Genomic DNA, 18,350 nt, shown 5'->3' on the forward strand with positions numbered 1-18,350 from the left:
TAAGACGGTTTCATGACCGATTGCAGTGCAATTTATGCACGCAGTGCCAAGGCGCCAACCAGCCCTGCCGGTAAGCCCACCTCAACGGTACGACAGCCTCGCGCTGCCCGCGGCGACCATTCGCCCAGCGCCTGCCCCACACACTTGAGGCGCGCCTCACGCTCACACCATGCGCGAGTGAACAAGTGGGCACGCTGCGCCTGAGTCGCAGCACTTAATCGCGCCAGCACCTGGGGGCCCAGATAGTCACTAGCGACAATCCGCCAATCAGGCGTGTCCTGTACGGCCATCACATCGATCCCGACCGGGCCATGCAAATGCACGGCGGCCACCGAAAAATCGCCGTCGTGGCTGATGGAAAGCCCAGCGTTCTCATGACCCGGCACGCGAATCTCTGGAGGCTGGCCAGGCTTGGAGTGGTAGTCGATGCGGCACTTTGGCACATCGAGCACCTGCAACAATGCCTCACTCAGCGCCTGACGTACCCTTAACCGAGCTGTATCGCGCGCCGTGCCGGGCAAATGCTGCATGCCCACCAGCAAAACACCGTCCTGCCAGCGCGGCCTTGCTTGGGGCCACATAAACACCTGCATCGTTATCAGCTCCGCGCCGGTGCCGCCGGGCAACCGACCCAACTGCTGGACGCCGGAATGCACTCCCCCTTCATCACCAGGGTCAACGGCCCGAGCCACGCGCCGTTGCCGACTTCAGCGCTGTACAGCACAGAACTGCGCGGCCCCATGTAGACCCGCTCACCGATCAGCACCTGATCAATTTTCATCACACGGTCTTCGAACAGGTGGGTCTGCGGGCAGGCGCCAGCGTTCAGCTCGCTGTGGTCACCGATGGTCACGCAGTCAAATTCAGTGATGTCGGTAGTGTCCATGTACACCCCGCGGCCGATCTTGCAGCCCAAGCCCCGGAAGGCCAATGGCAGCCACGGCGTACCGCGCAGGTAACTCATGAAATTGGGTGCGGCCATGCCTTCGTAGAGGCTGGTGATGCCTTCGGACAACCAGACAAAGGGCGTCCACATCGCCTCGGAACGTTTGCGGTAGCGGCCCATCAGCAGCCATTTCAACGCCGCCACCAGCAGGTAATTACCCAGGCTGTAGGCCAAGCCGATCAGCGCCAGATAACCCAACACCGCACCCCAGCGTTCCTCTTCAGCCATCGGCATCAAGTCCATCATCACGGTGTAGCCCACGGCGATGACCGTCGCGTGGGGCAGCACAATGCGCAGGCCCTCGATCGAACCACGGGCCAGACGACGCCACAGGGATGGCCGGAATGTCAGGTTGTCCGGATAGCCGCTGACCTGCTCGCGCGCCGGCAGGTTGATCGGTGGCGAACCCAGCCAAGTGTCGCCGCTGGCGATCTCGGCATTCGATGGCGCACGTGAGTGCACACCGATCAGCACGTTCTCGGGCAAGGTCGTGCCGTCAGGGATGTAGCTGCCGTTGCCGACAAAACTGCGGTGGGAAACCACAGTCGGCTGAATACGCATCCAGCCGCCATCGACCTGTTCATCACCGAGCATGACCGCGTCGGCGATAAAGGTTTCATCGCCAAGGGTGAGCATGTCGGGAATCACACCCTGGGCCGTGGAGATTTCCGCATCGCGGCCCACCCGCGCGCCGAGCAAGCGATACCACAGTGGCGCGTAAACCGTCGCATACAGGCCCGACAACACATTAAGGCTGGCTTCCTGGATATGGCTGACCAACCATTTGCTGCAATACACACGACTATGTACCGGGTAGTTGCCCGGTTTCAGGCGCGGCAGCACGGCCCAACGCAGCGCGGCCGAGACCAGCATCATCACCACAATCAGCACCGCAGCAGCCGGAAGCGCCAGGGCAAAGTAACGCAGCAGTTGCACGCTCACGTGCTGCTCCTGCAGCCAAGGCAGTATTTGCTGCTCATCGAACCAGTCGATCAGGAAAAACGTCGGGAATACCGGGATGAAAAACAACGTGGCGATCAGCAGGATGCCGAACACATAGAACAGGTTCTCCAGCGCCAGTTGCCCACGCCCAACCACCGGCCGCGGCGGCAAGCTTGCGAGGTCAAACGCGCCGATATCGACAGCGGGCGAGCCACTCCAGATCCGCTCGGCCGGCACGCTACGCCCATCCGCCAACGCCGATTGACCTTGCAGATGGCCACTGCGGCCGACGGCGGTATTGCCTTCAAGAATCGTGTAGGAACCCAGGCAGGCGTTGTCGTCAATCGTGACCCGGCCCAAATGCAGTTGACCACGCTCGACCCGGGCGTTTTCCAGGCTCACACCGTTGCCGATGCTGACCTCATTGCCGATGTGCAGCAGGTCCGGCACACGCACGCCCAGCGAGCCGATATTCACCTCGTGACCGACCTTGGCGCCCAGTGCTCGAAGCCAGAGGCTATACAGCGAAGAACCACTCAACAGGTAGACCGGCGCCGACTCGACCATGCGCGAAGCGGCCCACCAGCGAAAATATGTCATCCCCCAAAGCGGATAAACGCCCGGCTTCAAGCGCCCGGCGATCAACCACTTGCCGGCGATGGCCAGCACGAACTGCAGCAGGGTTGCCAACAGGAACACGCCGATCGACGCCGCAGTTGCCGAGACAACGGAATCGCCAGGGATACCGGTGAGGTAGTGATAAGTAAAGAAAGGCGCCAGCCACTGGCTCATACGCAAGCAGATCATCGCCGGCATGACCACCGCCTGGGCCAACCCGCAGCGCCAGCGGGCCCAGGCCGACGGCGGTGTCCAGGCGGCTTGCTGCGCGGCCGGTTGCGGCATGGCTTGCAGGACTTGCGCGATGGCACCGACGCGGCGCTGCTGATAAATATCGCGCACGGTGATGTGGGCGAAACGCTCATCCGCACGCAGGGCCGAGGCCAGCCGCGCAGCGAAGAACGAGTGGCCGCCCAAGTCGCTGAAGAAGTCGGCATCACGGCGAATCGGCTGGCCGGGGAAGAGTTTTTCCAGGGCGCCGAACAGCACGGTTTCACCCGGGTTTTCCGGGGTGTCCGACTCCAGGTTCGCACCACGGGTGTCCACACCCAATGGCCGCGCCTTGAGGGCTTTGCGGTCGATCTTGCCGGAGGTCAGACGCGGCATGCCGTCGAGCAATTCAAAGCGGCCCGGTACCATGTACGCCGGCAGCCGCGCCTGCAATGCCTTACGCAGCTGTGCAGGTAACCCGTCGACCGACAGGCCGCCCTCCGGTACCAGATAGGCAATCAACTGATCCATGCCACCGTCATTACGCAGCAGCACCGCCACGGTTCCGACGCCTGGTTGCTGGGCGAGCAAGGCTTCGATTTCACCCAGCTCGACACGAAAACCACGGATCTTCACTTGGTCATCAGCACGCCCCAGGCACACCACTTGGCCGTCGGCATCGATACGCGCCAGGTCACCGGTGCGGTACAGCCGCTCATCGTAGTAACCGGTGGACCAGGGGTTTTCGATAAATTTTTCGCGGGTCAGGTCGGGGCGTCCCAGGTACCCATCGGCCAAGCCGGGGCCGATGATGCACAGCTCGCCGGTTTGCCCACGCGACAGCAAGGTCGGCGTAGCACCGAGGACGAGGTCGGCTTCGATCACCAGCAACCCGTAGTTGGGCAGCGGCGTGCCGATGGTCACCGGCGCGCCGGGCACCAGGCGGGCCAGGCTTGCGGAGACGGTGGCCTCGGTGGGGCCGTAGGTGTTGAAGATCTGCCGGCCGGGACGGCTCCAGCGCTCGACCAATGACTCCGGGCACATCTCGCCGCCAAGGTTGATCAGGCGCAGGCTGGGCACGTCTTCGCTGAACAGCGCCAGCAACGTAGGCACCGCGTGCAGCACGCTGATCCGCTGCTGAGTGAGCATGCGCGGCAGCGCTTCGGGGTCGCCGGTGATGTCCTTGGGGCCGATCCACAGGGTTGCGCCCACCAGGTAGGCGATCCAGATTTCTTCGAACGACATGTCGAAGGCCACCGAAAATCCCTGGTAGACCCGGTCGCTGGCCTGGATGCCGAGGATCGCATTTTCACTGCGCAGGAAGTGGCAGATGCTGCCTTGGGAAATCAGGATGCCCTTGGGTTTGCCGGTAGAGCCGGAGGTGTAGATAACGTAGGCCGGGTCTTCGGGCATGGCATTCGAGCGACGCTGCAAAGGGCCCGCAAGCGGCGCAAGCATTTCACTGGCGCACCACGCTGTCAGCCCTGCCTCACGCAGCGCCTGGGCGTTGTCGTCGCCGCACACCACACCGACCGCCTGAGCGTCTTCCATGCAAATCTGCAGGCGCTCCAAGGGCGTGTCCTGATCCAGCGGCAGCCAGGCCGCGCCGGTCTTGGCAATGCCCGCCTGCGCGATCAACAACTCCAACCCGCGCGGCATCCACAAGCCGATAATCTGACCTGGCCGCACCCCCGCCTCGATCAACCGCGAGGCCACGCAACTGGCCTGTCGATCCAGCTCGCCATAGTTGAGCTGACGCTCACCGTCGATCAACGCGACCTGTTCGGGGTTGCGCCGCACCGTGGCTTCGAGCAAGTCGGCCAGCACCTCATTACGCAACAACTCAGGCTGGAGGGGGCCGTACAGCACCTCTGTCGGTCGGGTGATAACGGGGTCTTTCAGCAAGGTCACGGTAGTCATGGCGGCAGTGTTCGCTGTGTAGGGTCAATCCGGCTAAGGCGCCGACTTGTAGTACTGCGTGTCCCCTTGGTATCTCTCTAGATACATTTACAGGCGAACGAGGCCCTTGGTTCTGACTTGAAAGCGACAGATACCGCGCGACCTGGACAACGCATCAGGACTATCGCAAAGGTCAGCTGTACGGCGGTTGAACGAACGCGTTCGGCTTGACCGCCTATCTGGAGGCAAGGCAAACAGCGGCTTTACTCCGCTCGGGACTAATGCTGAAACCAGTAACGGCACAACAAACCGAGGGCTCAACCGTGCTTAAAATTGGCGCTATAAATCCAATAACGGTCAGGTCCCGCATGCCCACCGCGCCGATGTTTTCCAAAAAGCTATTTGCAATGTTTTGCCTGGCCAGCTTCTTGTTGTCTCTGTCCTACGGCTCGACGTTTTTGCTGTCGCTGCTGATCCACTCCCGCGGTGGCAATGAGCACGACGCCGGCAGCGTGATTTCCATGGCGATGCTGAGCACCTTTGTCGCGGTACTGGTTTGCGGTCATCTGGCCGATTGGTTGGGGGCCGCGCGCTCGATTGCAGCGCTCGGCCTATTGCTGGTGGTGGCATGCCTGGGCTTTGCCCTGGCGCCGGGGTTCGGCGAAGGCTTGATGATATTTGGCCTGGCGTTGGGGTTGGGTTGGGGGGTGTTCTATACCTTGGGGCCGATCATCGTGGCCCTGCTGGTGAACCCCGAGCATCGGGCCCGCTACTTTGCGCTGCTGTCGGGCAGCATGATGAGCGGCATCGGCTCTGGCCCCTTGCTGGGGCGGGCCGCAAGTGCGCTGGGGCTGCCGCTGACCAGCGCTTTTTACATCGCAGCGTTAGCCAGCCTGGTCGGCGTGGTGATGTTCTGGCGCCTGGGTGCCCATCTCAAGCAGCAGGTGAATGCCCCGCTGGCAAAAATCTCGTGGGTCGCCACACGCCAGGTACTGTCCTCCAAAGCGGTGTTCGCGATCCTTATGGTCGGCCTGGGCGGTTGTGTTTTCGGTGGATTGTCTTCGTTCCAAACCAGCTATGCAGCGGCACATTCGTTGGACTACTCGCTGTTCTTCCTGGGCTTTCTGAGCGCTGCGATCACCAGCCGTCTGTTGATTGCCGGTTTCGTGGTCAAGCGCGATGCATATGGCGCGGCGTGTGTGTTGTCGGGGTTGATGCTGGTGTCGGTGTTGCTGTTTGCCTTTGGGGTTTCGGGCAGCTTCAGCTACTTGCTGGCAGCAATCACTTTGGGGGTGGGTTACGGCCTGACGTACTCGGTGATCAATGGGTTGGTGGCGAATGAAGCACCTGCCGGCACTACGTCCCAGGCCTTGCTGCTGTTCAGCCTGGCGTATTTTGTCGGGGTGCTCGGCTTTCCCCTGTTGGCGGGCAAGATCATCGTCGATTACGGCCTGCCGACACTGCTGGCGAGCGTGTTGGGTGTGGCGACGTTCAATTGGTTGATCACGGTGGCGCGGCTGGTGTGGCGACGAATGTCGGTACACAAAATCCTGCAGGTGAGCTGAGACCGCTCGCCGCCAGCGCACATGGACACCCCATAGCGCCTAGCGCTGGGCGGCCACCAGTAACATCATCGGCCGTTCCAGCTCTTCCGCCAGTTCTGGACGGGCTTTGAGGTCCGCTTCACTCGGCCCCCACTCTTCGACGTGACTTAGCGTAAACCCCGCCTGGATCAACAGATTCAGCAACGTGCCCAAGGTGCGGTGTTGTTTGATCACACCCTCCGCCAGCCAGTTCGTTACTCGTGGCCCTTGCAGCTGATAGTCATCGACTGGCCAGCTTTTGCGACCTTGTTCGTCAATCAACCAACCTGGGTTGCGTGGCGCCATGAAGATCGGATGTTCGATGGAAAATACCAAGCGACCGCCAGGGAGCAGCGCCTGATGGATGCGCTCGAACAGTCCCTTGAGGTCGACGATGTAATGGAAAGCCAGGGAGCTGTAGGCCAGATCGAATGCGCCCGCAGGAAGGTCGAGGTGTTCCAGGTCGCTTATCGCATAGGTGATGGCGGGCGCCGAGGTCATCTCTGTTGCTCGCGCCAACATCTTCTGCGACACATCCAGCCCAAGGACATGAGCAGCGCCCTGCTCCTCGGCCCAGCGGCTGAACCAACCGTAGCCACATCCCAGGTCCACCACTTTCAAACCGGGCATCGGCGGCAACAAGGCCTGCAAAGCAGGCCACTCCGGCGCTCCGGCGAGGCCTTCGACCGAGCGGCCCATCTTGCTGTAGCCCTCGAAGAAAGTCGGTGTGTCGTAGATGTTCTGGGTCATGGGATCGCTCCGTGCTGAGTGGCGCCTATTCTGCCAACAACGCATCCACTTCGGCAGTACCCGGTGACGTTGCCGGACCCCAGCGTGTGACGGCCAAGGCTGCGGCGGCATTTGCGCGACGCGCGGCTTGCGTGGGCGGTAAACCAACGGCCAACCCGGCAAGAAACACACCGGCATGGGCATCGCCGGCACCATTACTGTCGACCGCCGTCACCTTGAAACCTGGTACATGCTCGGCTTTGCCTCGGCAACTCACCCAGCAACCATTCGGCCCATCGCGCACCACCAGCAATGTCTCGACAGGCAGATGGCGATTGAGGTCGAGCAGTGCGTCGGCAAGCGAACGGGCGCCGGTAAACGCCAGGGCTTCCGGGCCGTTGCTGGTCCAGATATCGATACGCGGCAGCAACGCGGCCATCAACGCCGAATCCGGTGCCTTGACCAACGGCCCCGGGTCGAACACCACGCTGATTTCACGCGGTAACGCCAGCAGCCAGTCGAGCAACGCTTGCGCCTTGCCCGCCAGCAACAGGCTGTAGCCGCTGACGTACACGTAATCGTCCGCGCGCGGCACGACGCCCGCCAAGTCCTCAGCGCTCAAGTCGCCCTCAGCGCCGATATGGGAAATGAAGGTGCGCTCGGTGGTGGCTTCGGTCAGTGACACACACAAGCCCGTGTCCTTGCCTTCGCTGGCGGCCTGGGCCATCTCCACGCCTTCGGCCTGCATCGCCGCGCGCGCCAGGTCGCCGAAGCGCCCGTTGCCATGACGCCCGAGATACACCACCGGCAAGCCATTGCGCCGAGCAGCGGCCATCACATTGAAGCCGCCACCGGCTTCGAAGCTGGCGGATTTCGCCAGCACGTCGCCGCCGGTCGCAGGCAGAGTATCGAGGGCCATGACCAGGTCGACGATGACCTGGCCGGTGTGCAGCAATCTAGACATTGGCGCTCTCTACTAAAGCCGGACGACGGTCAGCCGCGCCGCCCAGTACCGCATAAATCCCGCCGGCCACCAGGAAGGTGACGATCCAGCCCAGGCCGTTGTGGCCCAACCAGGAGTCGGACAAAGGCCCGGCGAACCAGATGTTTTCGGCCGTGGTGCCGATGGTGGTGAAGCTGAAGCCCAGCACGATCGCTACAGCCCAGGCGCCGAACGCACGCCATTCCACGCCACCGCGATACCAGTAGGCGCTGCTTGGGCTCACATCCAGCAAGTCTTGGGCACTGTAGTGGTGACGATGAATCAGATCGACCACAAAGATCCCGACCCACGCAGTGATCGGTACTGCCAGCAACGAGATGAAGGTGATGAAGGGGCCGTAGAAACTGTCGGCGATCAGCATGAAGTAGATGGAGCCGGCGAAGATCGCCACGATGTCGACGATCACCGCATGGACACGCTTGACCTTCAAGCCGAGGGTCAAGGTGGTGAGGCCTGCCGAGTACACCGATAAGTTGTTGGAAAGCAGCAGCCCACCAAAGGCGGTGATCAGGTACGGCACGGCCATCCAGGTCGGCAGCATGTCGCGGATCGCGATGATCGGGTCAGTGGCCGAGGCCAGGTCGTTGTTGCCCACCGACAGCAGGCCGCCGAGGGTGATCAGCAGCACCAGCGGAATGCCCGCACCAAATGCGGCCGACGCCACCAGGCGCACGGCCTTGACGCTGCGGTGCTGGTAGCGCGACATATCGGCACCGGCGTTGGCCCAACCGATACCGGTACCGGCGGCCATGGTGCCGACACCAATGATCATCGCGCTCAACGGTGCCGGAGTGGCGTTGAACACCGCGCTCCAATCAATGGTGGCGCAGAGGAACCCGCCGACCAGGATGTTCAAGGCGCCGAACACGTAGGTGGCCCACTTCTGGATCACCAGCAGCGTGGCGTGGCCCAGGCCGGAAACGGACAGGGTCAGCAACACGAAGATGGCAATGAACAGCAGGGTCAGCACCGGTGCGCTTTTCGCCTCGACCGGGGAATGGAACAGGATCGAACACAGCGACAGCAGCACGAAAGCGGCGGTGGTGGTGTTGACGGTCTCCCAACCCAGGCGCGACATCAGCGACACGATGGTCGGGCCGATGTTACCGCGCACGCCAAAGATCGCCCGGGACAAGGTCAAGCTTGGCGCACGGCCACGACGACCGGCGATGGAGATGATGCCCACCACCGCGAAGGAGCCGGCGGCGCCGAGGACCGCCACGATGACGGCCTGCCAGATGGCCAGGCCGCGAAACGCCACCAGCGTCGCACCAAGCGGCAAGCCGAGAATGCTGATGTTGGCCGCGAACCACACCCAGAACAATTGCAGTGGGTGGCCGTTGCACTCGCTTTCAGGGACCGGTTCGATGCCGCGTGTTTCCAATTGCCCGGCGCTTTGGCCGGAAGAAGTGGTGCTCATGAGGGGGTGCTCCTGGTGCCTGTATTGTTGTGGTTGTGGCAGATTTTTAAGGTGGAACGACTCTCGGTCTCCCTGACTCATCGCACTCAATGTGGGAGCTGGCTTGCCTGCTCCCACACATTTTGCTTTGCGGCGCTTAACGCAGACTGAGCAGCCCTTGGACCAGCGGCTGTAGATCCAGGCCATTGACCTGTTTGACCTGATCGATCAACGCCTCTGGCCAGCACTGCATCCCCAGGCACGCCCCCAACATCGCGCCGAGGATCGCGGCAATGGTGTCGGTGTCGCCGCCAAGGCTGGCGGCCAGACACAGGGCTTCGAAAGCGTTCATCTCGCCGACCGCCACTTGTTGCGCGAGGGCAAACGAGACCACCACCGATTCCTGGGACGCAACGGAGGTACCGATCAATTCGTAGAGCAAGTCGGCAAACAAGGCTTTGTCACCGCTGCCGACGCTTAGGGTCCGCGCCCAACTGATGCGAGTGGAAATGCGCCCACCGGCAATCCAATGACCGTGACCCTCCGCTTGCTGGGCGATCTGGGTACCGATGTTCAGTGCTTCACCCAAATCCACGCCGTTGATACCGGCCGAAACCACCGCCGCTACCGCTGCTGCGCTGGAGATGCCCAGGCTGGTGTTATGGGTGACCTGGCAGGCCTGGATCACCGACTGGATAAACTGCGCCGGGTCACTGACGTCGGCCGCGATACCCACCGGAGTGATGCGCATCGCAGCGCCGTTGGTGGTGCCGTAGCGCCCCGACTCCTCCGGGGTGTGGCCCGCAAGGATCATGTCGATTGCACGCTTGGTCGACGGGCCCAGCAAATCCTGGGAGCCCTTGGCGCGCATCACCGCTTCCCAGTCGATCAAGCGTTGGGCGAGCACGGTCGGTTGGATCTTGCCCTGGCCTTCTACCAGCAATTCGCCAACCAGGATCGCCTGTTCGGTGTCATCAGTGATCGAACCGGCGGGCATGTTCGGCGCAATGGGCTGGTCGGCATCGGCATCTTCCAGGCCCGTGATGGCACCGAAGCGCGCCCGGACCTGTTCGCGGCTCAAGGACTGGGTGGGCATGCCCAAGGCATCGCCCAACGCCAGGCCATAGAAAGCGCCGAGCGCACGGGAAATCGGGGTCATTTCGACGCTCCAAACTGCAGGTGTAGGCGAAAGTGCAGAGGGTCGAGCAAGCTTTCGACATGTTCCATGAAGCGCTCGCGGCGGTCGTAGGTGGTGCGCGAGGCTTTGAGAAACACAGTGCCGGCGGGACGACCGAGCAGTTCGGCGTCTTCATCGCTCAGGGGTTCGGCGCCGATCCATTGATCACCTTCGGCGCCAACATAGCCATAGGCCGCCAGGGTGATGGTCAGGGAATTGTCGATCAGGCCGGTCCTCGGCAGGCTTTCCAAGCCACCGACAGCAGGCATCAGCGAACGCTCCAGGGACACGGCGATGCCGTCAGTGGTGCGCCGACGGCGATCGAGCGCGATAAATTGATCGCTGCCGAAACGGCTGAGCAGGTCCGGACGGGTCACGGCTTCCAGGCGCAGGATATCGGTGGTCACCAGTGCTCCTGTATCGGCCAGCGCCTGGGCCCAGCCGCTGCGTTGGTCGAGCACCATGCCGTCAAAGGTGACGATGGAGCCGACACCGCTTTGGGTGGCGATGTAGTTGCGGCGTTTAAGCTCGGCGAGGGCTTCGCGCAGGGTGCCTCGGCTGACCGCAAACTCTTCGGCCAACTGATGCTCGCCCGGCAGCAGGAAACCGTCGGCCATCACTCCACCCTCGATACGGCGGATGAGCTCGTCGACGACGCGTTTTTTCTTATCAAATCGGACATGTCTAATCATGTACAAATTGATAACCGAAAGCGGCCGTTTCCAGCAAGATAATTATTTCAGGAAGATGAAAAAATCGGCCTCAGGGCTCCAGGCCAATACGGAAAAACTCCCCACCGCTCCAGACGCCCAGCCAGTTCTGACCGTTGATCGGACGACTCACCGCCAGCTCAACCAATTGGTAAAACGCGTTGCGGTGCACGAGGGCTTCGAGGTTGGTGCGCACCCGCAGATAGGGCGCGGGTTCCTGGGTGACGGGGTCGATCACCACCCGCAACGGGTGTTCGAGGCCTGCCTCAACCTGATCGTCAACGTTGGTGGTAAAGCGCAGTACCTGACTTTCGCCCTGCCCTTCGACTTCCAGGGTTACGGCGACAAACGGCGCATCATCGACGGTGATGCCAACTTTTTCCACCGGAGTTATCAGGAAATACTCATCGCCGTCGCGGCGAATGATGTTGGAGAACAACTTGACCATCGGCTTACGCCCGATCGGCGTGCCCTGGTAAAACCAGGTGCCGTCACGGGCGATGCGCATGTCAATGTTGCCGCAAAAATCCGGGTTCCACAGATGCACCGGTGCCGGCCCCTTGCCCTTGGGCAGTTGAGCCAATAAATCATTGGCCTTGGCGGAATCGGTCATAGGGTTTGCTCCGGTCTTACTGATCGCTCATGCCCAACAGGCCTCGGGCGTATTGCGCCAGCGGGCGGGCAATCAGATCTTGTGGCTTGGTATCGTGGAACGTCAGTAAACCGCCACGACTGCGAATGCGCACAGTATCAATCAAATATTGGGTGCTGGTCTCAATCAGCATGACCTGTATTACGCCGCTGTCGAGGCCCAAGCGATCCAGAGCCTGTTGATCGGTCCACTCATCGGCGTTGCCGATACGGTCATCGGCTGCCGCAAAGCGGCAATACAACAGGTAGTGAGCGCCTGCCGCGCGGGCTTCGGACATCGCTTGTTCGAGGCCTTCAGGCTTGTGGGCGCGGCGTACCATGGGGAAGTATTCGACGAAGCCGTTGAAAGCTTCTTCTGCCACCACGTTAGGTCGCGGATAGGCACTGCCCGGCGGCACGAACGCGCCCTGGGCGATGAAGACAAAGGAGTCTGGCTGTATGCGGATCGACGCGGTGCGGCGCGTATCACTGTGGTCCAGCAGCCCGGCGTCACTCATCTGATAGCGGGTGCCTTCGGCCATATCGCTGACGGTCATACAACCACTTAGCGTCAATGACGCCAGCAACAAAACCAGACTACGCATCCTAATCCTCCAGAGGCCGGTGACGGAAAACCGGCGAATGGGCACGTAATGCAGGTTCTGCGCCAGCTTGGGCTAGCCGCCAATGATCTTCATGATCGTCGCACCGCCAGAGAAGGCCACTTCCTGCTTGTCACCCAGGGCCTTCATCAACAGGCCTTGCAAGGCAGGCAGTGCCTGGTGGCGCGGCTTGTCCAGCAGGTCGCCGATGTAGTGACGGTTACTCGATGACAGGCAGCCATGCAACCAACCGGTGGAAGACAGCCGCAGACGCGAACAGGTACGGCAGAACGGCACACTTTCGTTGGCGATCACGCCAAAGAAGCCCTTGCCCGGAACCTCGTAGCGCACGGCCGTGGCGTCGACAGGCGCATTGGCTTGCAAGTATTCGTGATGTTCGCCGATCAGGCTGAGCAGTTGCTGCAAACTGACGAACTGCTGCAGAAACGCATTGGAATCCTTGGCCAGGTGGCCCATGCGCATCAGTTCGATAAAGCGCAGCTCATAGCCACGTTCCAGGCAATAGTCGAGCAGCGGCATCACTTGGTCGAGGTTCTGCCCGCGCAACGGCACCATATTGACCTTGATCTTGATCCCGGCAGCGCGGGCTTGGTCCATGCCGTCGAGCACAGTGGCCAGGTCGCCTCCACGCGCAATACTGCGGAAGGCGTCAGCATCCAGGGTATCGAGGGAGACGTTGATCCGGCGAATACCGGCGTCCACCAGCAGCGGCAGTTTGCGCGCCAACAGTTGGCCGTTGGTGGTCAGGCTGATATCACTGAGGCCCATCTGCCCCACCGCGCCCATGAAGGCTTCCAGCTTGGGGCTGACCAGCGGCTCGCCGCCAGTGATGCGCAGGCGATCAATGCCGGCTGCTTCAATCAGGTAAGCCACGCCACGCGCCATGGCCTCGGCCGAGAGTTCGTCCTGGGCAGCCACCAGCCGCTTGCCGTTGGGCACGCAGTAGGTACACGCATAATTGCAGGCTGAGGTCAGGCTGATCCGCAAATTGCGAAATCGCCTGCCTTGACGATCAACGATCATGGATCACTCCGGCAGAAGATATTTCGGGCGCGCTAAAAACTGACTCATAAATCAGTTTTTAGCAAGATCCTTACCTGAGTATATTCCTGGGGCACTGCACCTGGCAGTAAATCATTGGCCCATCACTGTGGCGAATGACTTACGTGGCGGGGGTTTCGCTGCTCTTCGGCTCAGCGCTTGGCAGTTCAGTGCTGTGCTTGCGCTTATTGCCCATACGCACACCGATATCCATCAGGAATTGGAAGAAGCCTTCCTGATCTTCCAGCACATTGCTCCAGAACGGTGAGTGATACAGCGCCACAGCGCCATGCACCAACGCCCAGGCGGCGCAGTAGTGGAAATACGGCGGCACGTCTTCAAGCTTGCCTTCGCTGATGCGGCCTTTGATCAGCAAGGTCAGACGCTCGAAGTTCGAGGCGCGGATCTTGTGCAACTCCTCGACCATTTCAGGCACTTGGTGGCCCTTGACCACCTTCTCTTCCAGGCGGTCGAACAGGCGGTAGCGCTGCGGATCACGCATGCGGAACTCAAAGTAGGCCCGGGACAGCGCTTCCTTGTCCTTGTCGACATCGGCCGAATGCAGCAGCTCGTTCAAATCACGCTCGTAGTCGAGCATCAGGCGCAGGTAGATCTCGGCCTTGGACTTGAAGTGCTTGTAGATCGTGCCTTTGCCGATACCCACGGCGTCCGCAATCATCTCGACGGTGACGCTGTCTTCACCTTGTTCGAGGAACAGCTTGAGTGCGGTGTCGAGAATTTCCTGCTCACGGCGGCGAAACTCACGGACCTTACGGGGTTCTTTTTGCATGAGGGAGAGGTCTGCAGAGGTCAATGTGGGAGGGTTGCGCAGAGCCAATGATACGTGGCGATACGATTTACCCAGTGCGAGGGATTATCCCGACTGAGCGGTCGTTGGGCAACGCCTATGTGAACCGGTTATACACTTAACTTTCAGTGCGCCAACGTTTTCACCCTTCTCGGTCAGAAACAATACGCAACAATGACACTCGTGCACCTGCTCAATGAGAACTCAAGCGAAGCGCGCGTATTCCAAATCTGTTTAAAAAACGACCAATCACCACTGGACTGAATCGGATACTGATCAATACTTCAGTAGTCGACGCGACATCTCCCCCAAGTGACGCGTTGACCTGGGTACCGACGGACTGCGTGCCCTTGTTTTACTCCTAATGGTCTTAGCCCGGATTCACCCCCCAGAACCCGGGTTTTTTTTGCCTGTGATTTAGCCGCTCTAGCCTGCCACGTGGGCCAACGGGAACAGACGTTTGAAGTTCTCAGTGGTCTGTTCGGCAAAACGCTCGTAGGACTCACCGCGCAGCATCGCCAGGTAATCCGCCACGTCACGCACGTATTCCGGCAGGTTCGGCTTGCCGCGATGAGGGATCGGCGCAAGGTACGGCGAATCGGTTTCCACCAGCAGACGGTCGACCGGCACCTGACGCGCGACGTCACGCAGGGCGTCGGCGTTGCGGAAGGTGACGATACCCGACAGGGAAATGTAGAAGCCCAGGTCCAGGGCGGCCTTGGCCATGTCCCAATCTTCAGTGAAGCAGTGCAGCACGCCGGCCTGGGGCAGCGCGGCTTCGCGCAGCAGGGTCAACGTGTCGGCGCGGGCGCCACGGGTGTGGACGATCACCGGCTTGCCGGTTTGCTGGGCGGCTTGCAGGTGCAGGCGGAAGGAAGCTTGCTGCAATTGGGCAGCTTCAGGCTCGTAGTGGTAATCCAGGCCGGTCTCGCCAATGGCCACTACGCGTGGGTGATTGAGTTCGTTCAACAACCAGTCCAGGGCGGGAGCCTCGCCGGGCTTGAGGTCCAGCGGGTGGATACCCACCGAGCAATCAACATCGGCATAGCGATCAGCGAGAGCTTTGACGTCGGCGGCATTTTCGGCGCTGACGCCAATGCACAAAAAGTGCCCTACCCCACGCTGACGCGCAGCTTCAAGGGCGGCGTCAAGAGAACCGCCGTGTTGGGCCAGGTCGAGGCGATCAAGGTGGCAATGGGAATCTACGAGCATAGGAAGTTACGACTTAAGTCACGGAAAGTGTCTGGCCAACAATACACCCGTCGGCCACTGAAATTAACGACGGCCGAGCAAGCCTACCCATTGCACCAGCAGCGCTTCGAGCAACAGCACGCGGTTGAGGTTAGCCTTGCCGAGGACCTTCTGGCGTTGCGCGAGGATCCAGTCCTGGATATTCAGCACCTTGTCCTGCGCACTTTTCTGCGCAAGGTACTGCACCACCTTGCGCATATCCGGCAGGCCCAGCCCGCTTTCATCCTGGGTCAACTGGTAGCGCAGGATCAGGCTGGACCAGTCGCAGAACCAGTCGAACAGCAGCAACAAGGGAATATCTTTCCAGGCGCCTTCGGCCAGTTGCGTAGCGGACTGCTCTTGCTTGAGCAGCTTTTTGACGCCATCCACCACCAGCGCCCGTTGCTCCCGCACGCCTTGGGCTTGCAGCTTTACGGCGGCCAACGGTGAACCTGCGGCCAGGGTCAATAGTTCGACCCGCTCATCCTCGGAACACTCGGGCAGCGCCTGAGCCAGCCATTGCAAGCTCATCGCCTCACTCGGCAAGGGGCAAGCCTGCTGCACACAACGGCTGCGAATGGTCGGCAGCAAACGGCTGGACTGGTGACTCACCAGTAGCAGCACTGTGTCGCCGGACGGTTCTTCCAGACTCTTGAGCAAGGCGTTGGCGGCGTTAATGTTCATCGCCTCCACCGGCTCGATCAGGACCACCTTGCGCCCCCCCATCTGCGCGGTCTGCACCACAAAGCTGACGAGGTCACGCACTTGGTCGACCTTGATCGCCTTGTCGGCTTCTTCAGGCTCCAGCAGGTAGTTATCCGGGTGGCTGCCAGCCTTGAGCAGCAGGCAGGATTTGCACACGCCGCAGGCTTCCAGGTTGACGGGTTGTTTGCACAGCAGGCTGGCCATGAGGCGTTCCGCCAACGCACGCTTGCCGATACCCATAGGCCCGTGCAGCAAATAGGCATGGGCATGGTGAGTACGGCTGGCCAATTGCTGCCAGAGATTGTCCTGCCACGGGTAGGCTTCAGCCACGGACGCGCTCCAGGAGTTTCGGCAGCAGGGCATCGATGGCCTGCTGCACTTTCGCCAGGGGCTGGGCCGCGTCCAGCAGGTAATAACGCGCAGGTTCGGCCTTGGCACGCTTGAGGAACGCAGTGCGTACAGCGTCAAAGAATGCCTGACCTTCCAGCTCGAAACGGTCCAGACGGCCACGGGCGCTGGCACGGGCCAGGCCCACTTCCACCGGCAAGTCGAACACCAGCGTCAGATCAGGGCGTAAATCGCCTTGGACGAAGGTTTCCAGGGTGGCAATACGCTCCAAGGACAAGCCCCGGCCACCGCCCTGGTAGGCGTAGGTGGAATCGGTAAAGCGGTCGCAAATCACCACGGCGCCGCGTGCCAGGGCCGGGCGAATCACTTCAGCCAGGTGCTGGGCACGGGCAGCAAACACCAGCAACAGCTCGGTGTCCGGGTTCATCTGTTCTTCACCCGGCGCCAGCAGCACTTCACGAATGCGTTCGGCCAACGGCGTACCGCCCGGTTCACGGGTCAATACCACCTCGACGCCCTCGACGCGCAAGCGCTCGGCCAGGTAATCACGGTTGGTGCTTTTACCAGCGCCTTCCGGCCCTTCCAGGGTAATAAACAAGCCAGTCACAGGCAGTCCTTAGTCAGAGTCATTGCGAGCTTTGCGGCGCGGCGGTGTCCGGCGCAGGCTCGGTAGGCACATCGGCCGGTGGCGGGGCGTCTTCCTGCGGTTTTACCGACGGCGCCGGGCTGGATCGATAATCCGCACGGCGCTTGAGCTGAAACTCACGCACAGCGGCATTATGCGCATCCAGATCATCAGAGAAAATATGGCTGCCATCGCCACGGGCGACGAAATACAGGCTGCTGCCCGACACCGGGTTCAGTGCCGCATGGATCGCCTCGCGGCCGACCATGGCGATTGGCGTCGGTGGCAGGCCAGCGATCATGTAGGTGTTGTACGGGTTGGCTTCCTTGAGATGAGCACGGGTCAACTTGCCGTTGTAGCGCTCCCCCAGGCCATAGATCACCGTCGGGTCGGTCTGCAACAGCATGCCGATCTTCATGCGCCGTACAAACACGCCGGCGATCTGCCCACGTTCTTCCGGTACACCGGTTTCTTTTTCGACCAGAGAGGCCATGATCAGCGCTTGATAAGGGTCGGTGTACGGCGCATCGGCAGCGCGTTTACTCCACTCCTGAGCGAGCACATCGTCGAGGCGGTTGTAAGCTTTTTTCAGGAAGTCGACATCGGTCATGCCACGCACGAAGCGATAGGTATCGGGAAAGAAGCGCCCTTCAGGGAACACACCAGGGTGACCGAGCTTGTCCATCACTTCGCTGTCACTCAGGCCCGAGAGGGTCTGCACAATTTTTTCGTGCTTGGCCAGGGCTGAGCGCACCTGACGGAAGTTCCAGCCTTCCACCAGGGTCAGGCTGTATTGCACCACTTCGCCGCGCTGCCACAGGCCGATCAAGCCTTCGGCGGTCAGACCGGGGGCCATGCGGTATTCGCCGCTGTGCAGGGGCTGGCCGTCGAGGTTGAAGCGCCAGTAAAGGCGCAGCCAGAAGGCATCGTCGAGCACGCCTTCAGCTTCAAGGCGATTGAAGGTGCCCGTCGGGGTTGCCCCGGCAGGCACGTCGAGCAATTGTTCCTGGGTCAGATTCAGGGGTTGCTTCAAGGCAGAGTCGAGCTTCCAGGCTGAGAAGCCCAGCAGCAAGCCTGCCGAGACCAGGCCGATCTGCAGCAGTAAAACCAGTTTTCGTATCAAC

16 protein-coding genes are annotated in these 18,350 nt (G+C 61.2%); 1 reads left to right on the forward strand and 15 read right to left on the reverse strand.

The genetic code is table 11. The features are described 5' to 3' along the window. Positions 1-32: 32 nt before the first annotated feature. Positions 33-656, reverse strand: a complete 624-nt coding sequence (locus BFL40_RS06435) for a 4'-phosphopantetheinyl transferase family protein (protein ID WP_083374558.1) — start codon at positions 654-656, stop codon at positions 33-35. Continuing rightward, positions 599-4,636 carry a Pls/PosA family non-ribosomal peptide synthetase gene (locus BFL40_RS06440; protein WP_071483157.1) on the reverse strand — a complete coding sequence of 1,346 codons (4,038 nt, stop codon included), beginning with the start codon at positions 4,634-4,636 and terminating at the stop codon, positions 599-601. The genes BFL40_RS06435 and BFL40_RS06440 overlap by 58 nt, the downstream gene beginning before the upstream one ends. 347 nt (positions 4,637-4,983) lie before the next feature. On the opposite strand from BFL40_RS06440, the gene BFL40_RS06445 reads away from it, so the two are divergent. After that, entirely contained in the window at positions 4,984-6,180 is a 1,197-nt protein-coding gene (locus tag BFL40_RS06445; protein ID WP_071483158.1) for an MFS transporter, read from the forward strand. Positions 6,181-6,219: 39 nt separating this feature from the next. On the opposite strand, the gene BFL40_RS06450 is transcribed toward BFL40_RS06445, so the two are convergent. The 13 genes from BFL40_RS06450 to mltG all read right to left on the reverse strand — a co-directional run bounded on the left by BFL40_RS06450 (position 6,220) and on the right by mltG (position 18,349). Further along, a complete protein-coding gene (locus BFL40_RS06450; RefSeq protein WP_071483159.1) occupies positions 6,220-6,948 on the reverse strand; it encodes a class I SAM-dependent methyltransferase in 729 nt (242 codons plus the stop codon). A 25-nt stretch (positions 6,949-6,973) separates the two neighbouring features. Next, positions 6,974-7,891 carry a PfkB family carbohydrate kinase gene (locus BFL40_RS06455; protein WP_071483160.1) on the reverse strand — a complete coding sequence of 306 codons (918 nt, stop codon included), beginning with the start codon at positions 7,889-7,891 and terminating at the stop codon, positions 6,974-6,976. Beyond that, on the reverse strand, positions 7,884-9,350 hold the full coding sequence (locus BFL40_RS06460; RefSeq protein WP_071483161.1) for a purine-cytosine permease family protein: 1,467 nt from the start codon (positions 9,348-9,350) through the stop codon (positions 7,884-7,886). Before BFL40_RS06460 ends, BFL40_RS06455 begins: the two co-directional genes overlap by 8 nt. A gap of 136 nt (positions 9,351-9,486) precedes the next feature. Then, entirely contained in the window at positions 9,487-10,488 is a 1,002-nt protein-coding gene (locus tag BFL40_RS06465) for an ADP-ribosylglycohydrolase family protein (protein WP_071483162.1), read from the reverse strand. Continuing rightward, on the reverse strand, positions 10,485-11,198 hold the full coding sequence (locus tag BFL40_RS06470) for a GntR family transcriptional regulator (RefSeq protein WP_071483163.1): 714 nt from the start codon (positions 11,196-11,198) through the stop codon (positions 10,485-10,487). Before BFL40_RS06470 ends, BFL40_RS06465 begins: the two co-directional genes overlap by 4 nt. A gap of 70 nt (positions 11,199-11,268) precedes the next feature. Continuing rightward, a complete protein-coding gene (locus BFL40_RS06475; RefSeq protein ID WP_071483164.1) occupies positions 11,269-11,829 on the reverse strand; it encodes a DUF1285 domain-containing protein in 561 nt (186 codons plus the stop codon). A 16-nt stretch (positions 11,830-11,845) separates the two neighbouring features. Then, positions 11,846-12,451 carry a DUF4823 domain-containing protein gene (locus BFL40_RS06480; protein ID WP_071483165.1) on the reverse strand — a complete coding sequence of 202 codons (606 nt, stop codon included), beginning with the start codon at positions 12,449-12,451 and terminating at the stop codon, positions 11,846-11,848. 72 nt (positions 12,452-12,523) lie between these two features. Continuing rightward, entirely contained in the window at positions 12,524-13,492 is a 969-nt protein-coding gene (locus tag BFL40_RS06485) for a GTP 3',8-cyclase MoaA (protein ID WP_071483166.1), read from the reverse strand. A 139-nt stretch (positions 13,493-13,631) separates the two neighbouring features. Further along, positions 13,632-14,300, reverse strand: a complete 669-nt coding sequence (locus BFL40_RS06490) for a TetR/AcrR family transcriptional regulator (protein ID WP_071483167.1) — start codon at positions 14,298-14,300, stop codon at positions 13,632-13,634. Positions 14,301-14,744: 444 nt separating this feature from the next. Next, positions 14,745-15,530: a TatD family hydrolase gene (locus BFL40_RS06495; RefSeq protein ID WP_071483168.1), complete on the reverse strand. Its 786-nt coding sequence runs from the start codon at positions 15,528-15,530 to the stop codon at positions 14,745-14,747. A 63-nt stretch (positions 15,531-15,593) separates the two neighbouring features. Beyond that, complete coding sequence (locus BFL40_RS06500) at positions 15,594-16,583, reverse strand: DNA polymerase III subunit delta' (protein ID WP_071483169.1); 990 nt, start codon at positions 16,581-16,583, stop codon at positions 15,594-15,596. Next, positions 16,576-17,208 (reverse strand): dTMP kinase, encoded by a 633-nt coding sequence (gene tmk / locus BFL40_RS06505; protein WP_071483170.1) that lies wholly within the window; start codon positions 17,206-17,208, stop codon positions 16,576-16,578. The genes BFL40_RS06500 and tmk overlap by 8 nt, the downstream gene beginning before the upstream one ends. A gap of 19 nt (positions 17,209-17,227) precedes the next feature. Continuing rightward, the gene (gene mltG / locus BFL40_RS06510; RefSeq protein ID WP_071483171.1) at positions 17,228-18,349 is read right to left on the reverse strand and encodes an endolytic transglycosylase MltG; all 1,122 of its coding nucleotides are present in this window, start codon (positions 18,347-18,349) and stop codon (positions 17,228-17,230) included. Position 18,350: the final 1 nt, after the last annotated feature.

The organism is Pseudomonas costantinii (genome assembly GCF_001870435.1).
In the GTDB taxonomy this organism is placed as follows: domain Bacteria; phylum Pseudomonadota; class Gammaproteobacteria; order Pseudomonadales; family Pseudomonadaceae; genus Aquipseudomonas; species Aquipseudomonas costantinii.

Coding starts and splice junctions, on each gene's coding strand:
- BFL40_RS06440 (WP_071483157.1), bottom strand. CDS start 4,636: ATGACTACCGTGACCTTGCTGAAAGACCCCGTTATCACCCGACCGACA.
- BFL40_RS06445 (WP_071483158.1), top strand. CDS start 4,984: ATGCCCACCGCGCCGATGTTTTCCAAAAAGCTATTTGCAATGTTTTGC.
- BFL40_RS06450 (WP_071483159.1), bottom strand. CDS start 6,948: ATGACCCAGAACATCTACGACACACCGACTTTCTTCGAGGGCTACAGC.
- BFL40_RS06455 (WP_071483160.1), bottom strand. CDS start 7,891: ATGTCTAGATTGCTGCACACCGGCCAGGTCATCGTCGACCTGGTCATG.
- BFL40_RS06460 (WP_071483161.1), bottom strand. CDS start 9,350: ATGAGCACCACTTCTTCCGGCCAAAGCGCCGGGCAATTGGAAACACGC.
- BFL40_RS06465 (WP_071483162.1), bottom strand. CDS start 10,488: ATGACCCCGATTTCCCGTGCGCTCGGCGCTTTCTATGGCCTGGCGTTG.
- BFL40_RS06470 (WP_071483163.1), bottom strand. CDS start 11,198: ATGATTAGACATGTCCGATTTGATAAGAAAAAACGCGTCGTCGACGAG.
- BFL40_RS06475 (WP_071483164.1), bottom strand. CDS start 11,829: ATGACCGATTCCGCCAAGGCCAATGATTTATTGGCTCAACTGCCCAAG.
- BFL40_RS06480 (WP_071483165.1), bottom strand. CDS start 12,451: ATGCGTAGTCTGGTTTTGTTGCTGGCGTCATTGACGCTAAGTGGTTGT.
- BFL40_RS06485 (WP_071483166.1), bottom strand. CDS start 13,492: ATGATCGTTGATCGTCAAGGCAGGCGATTTCGCAATTTGCGGATCAGC.
- BFL40_RS06490 (WP_071483167.1), bottom strand. CDS start 14,300: ATGCAAAAAGAACCCCGTAAGGTCCGTGAGTTTCGCCGCCGTGAGCAG.
- BFL40_RS06495 (WP_071483168.1), bottom strand. CDS start 15,530: ATGCTCGTAGATTCCCATTGCCACCTTGATCGCCTCGACCTGGCCCAA.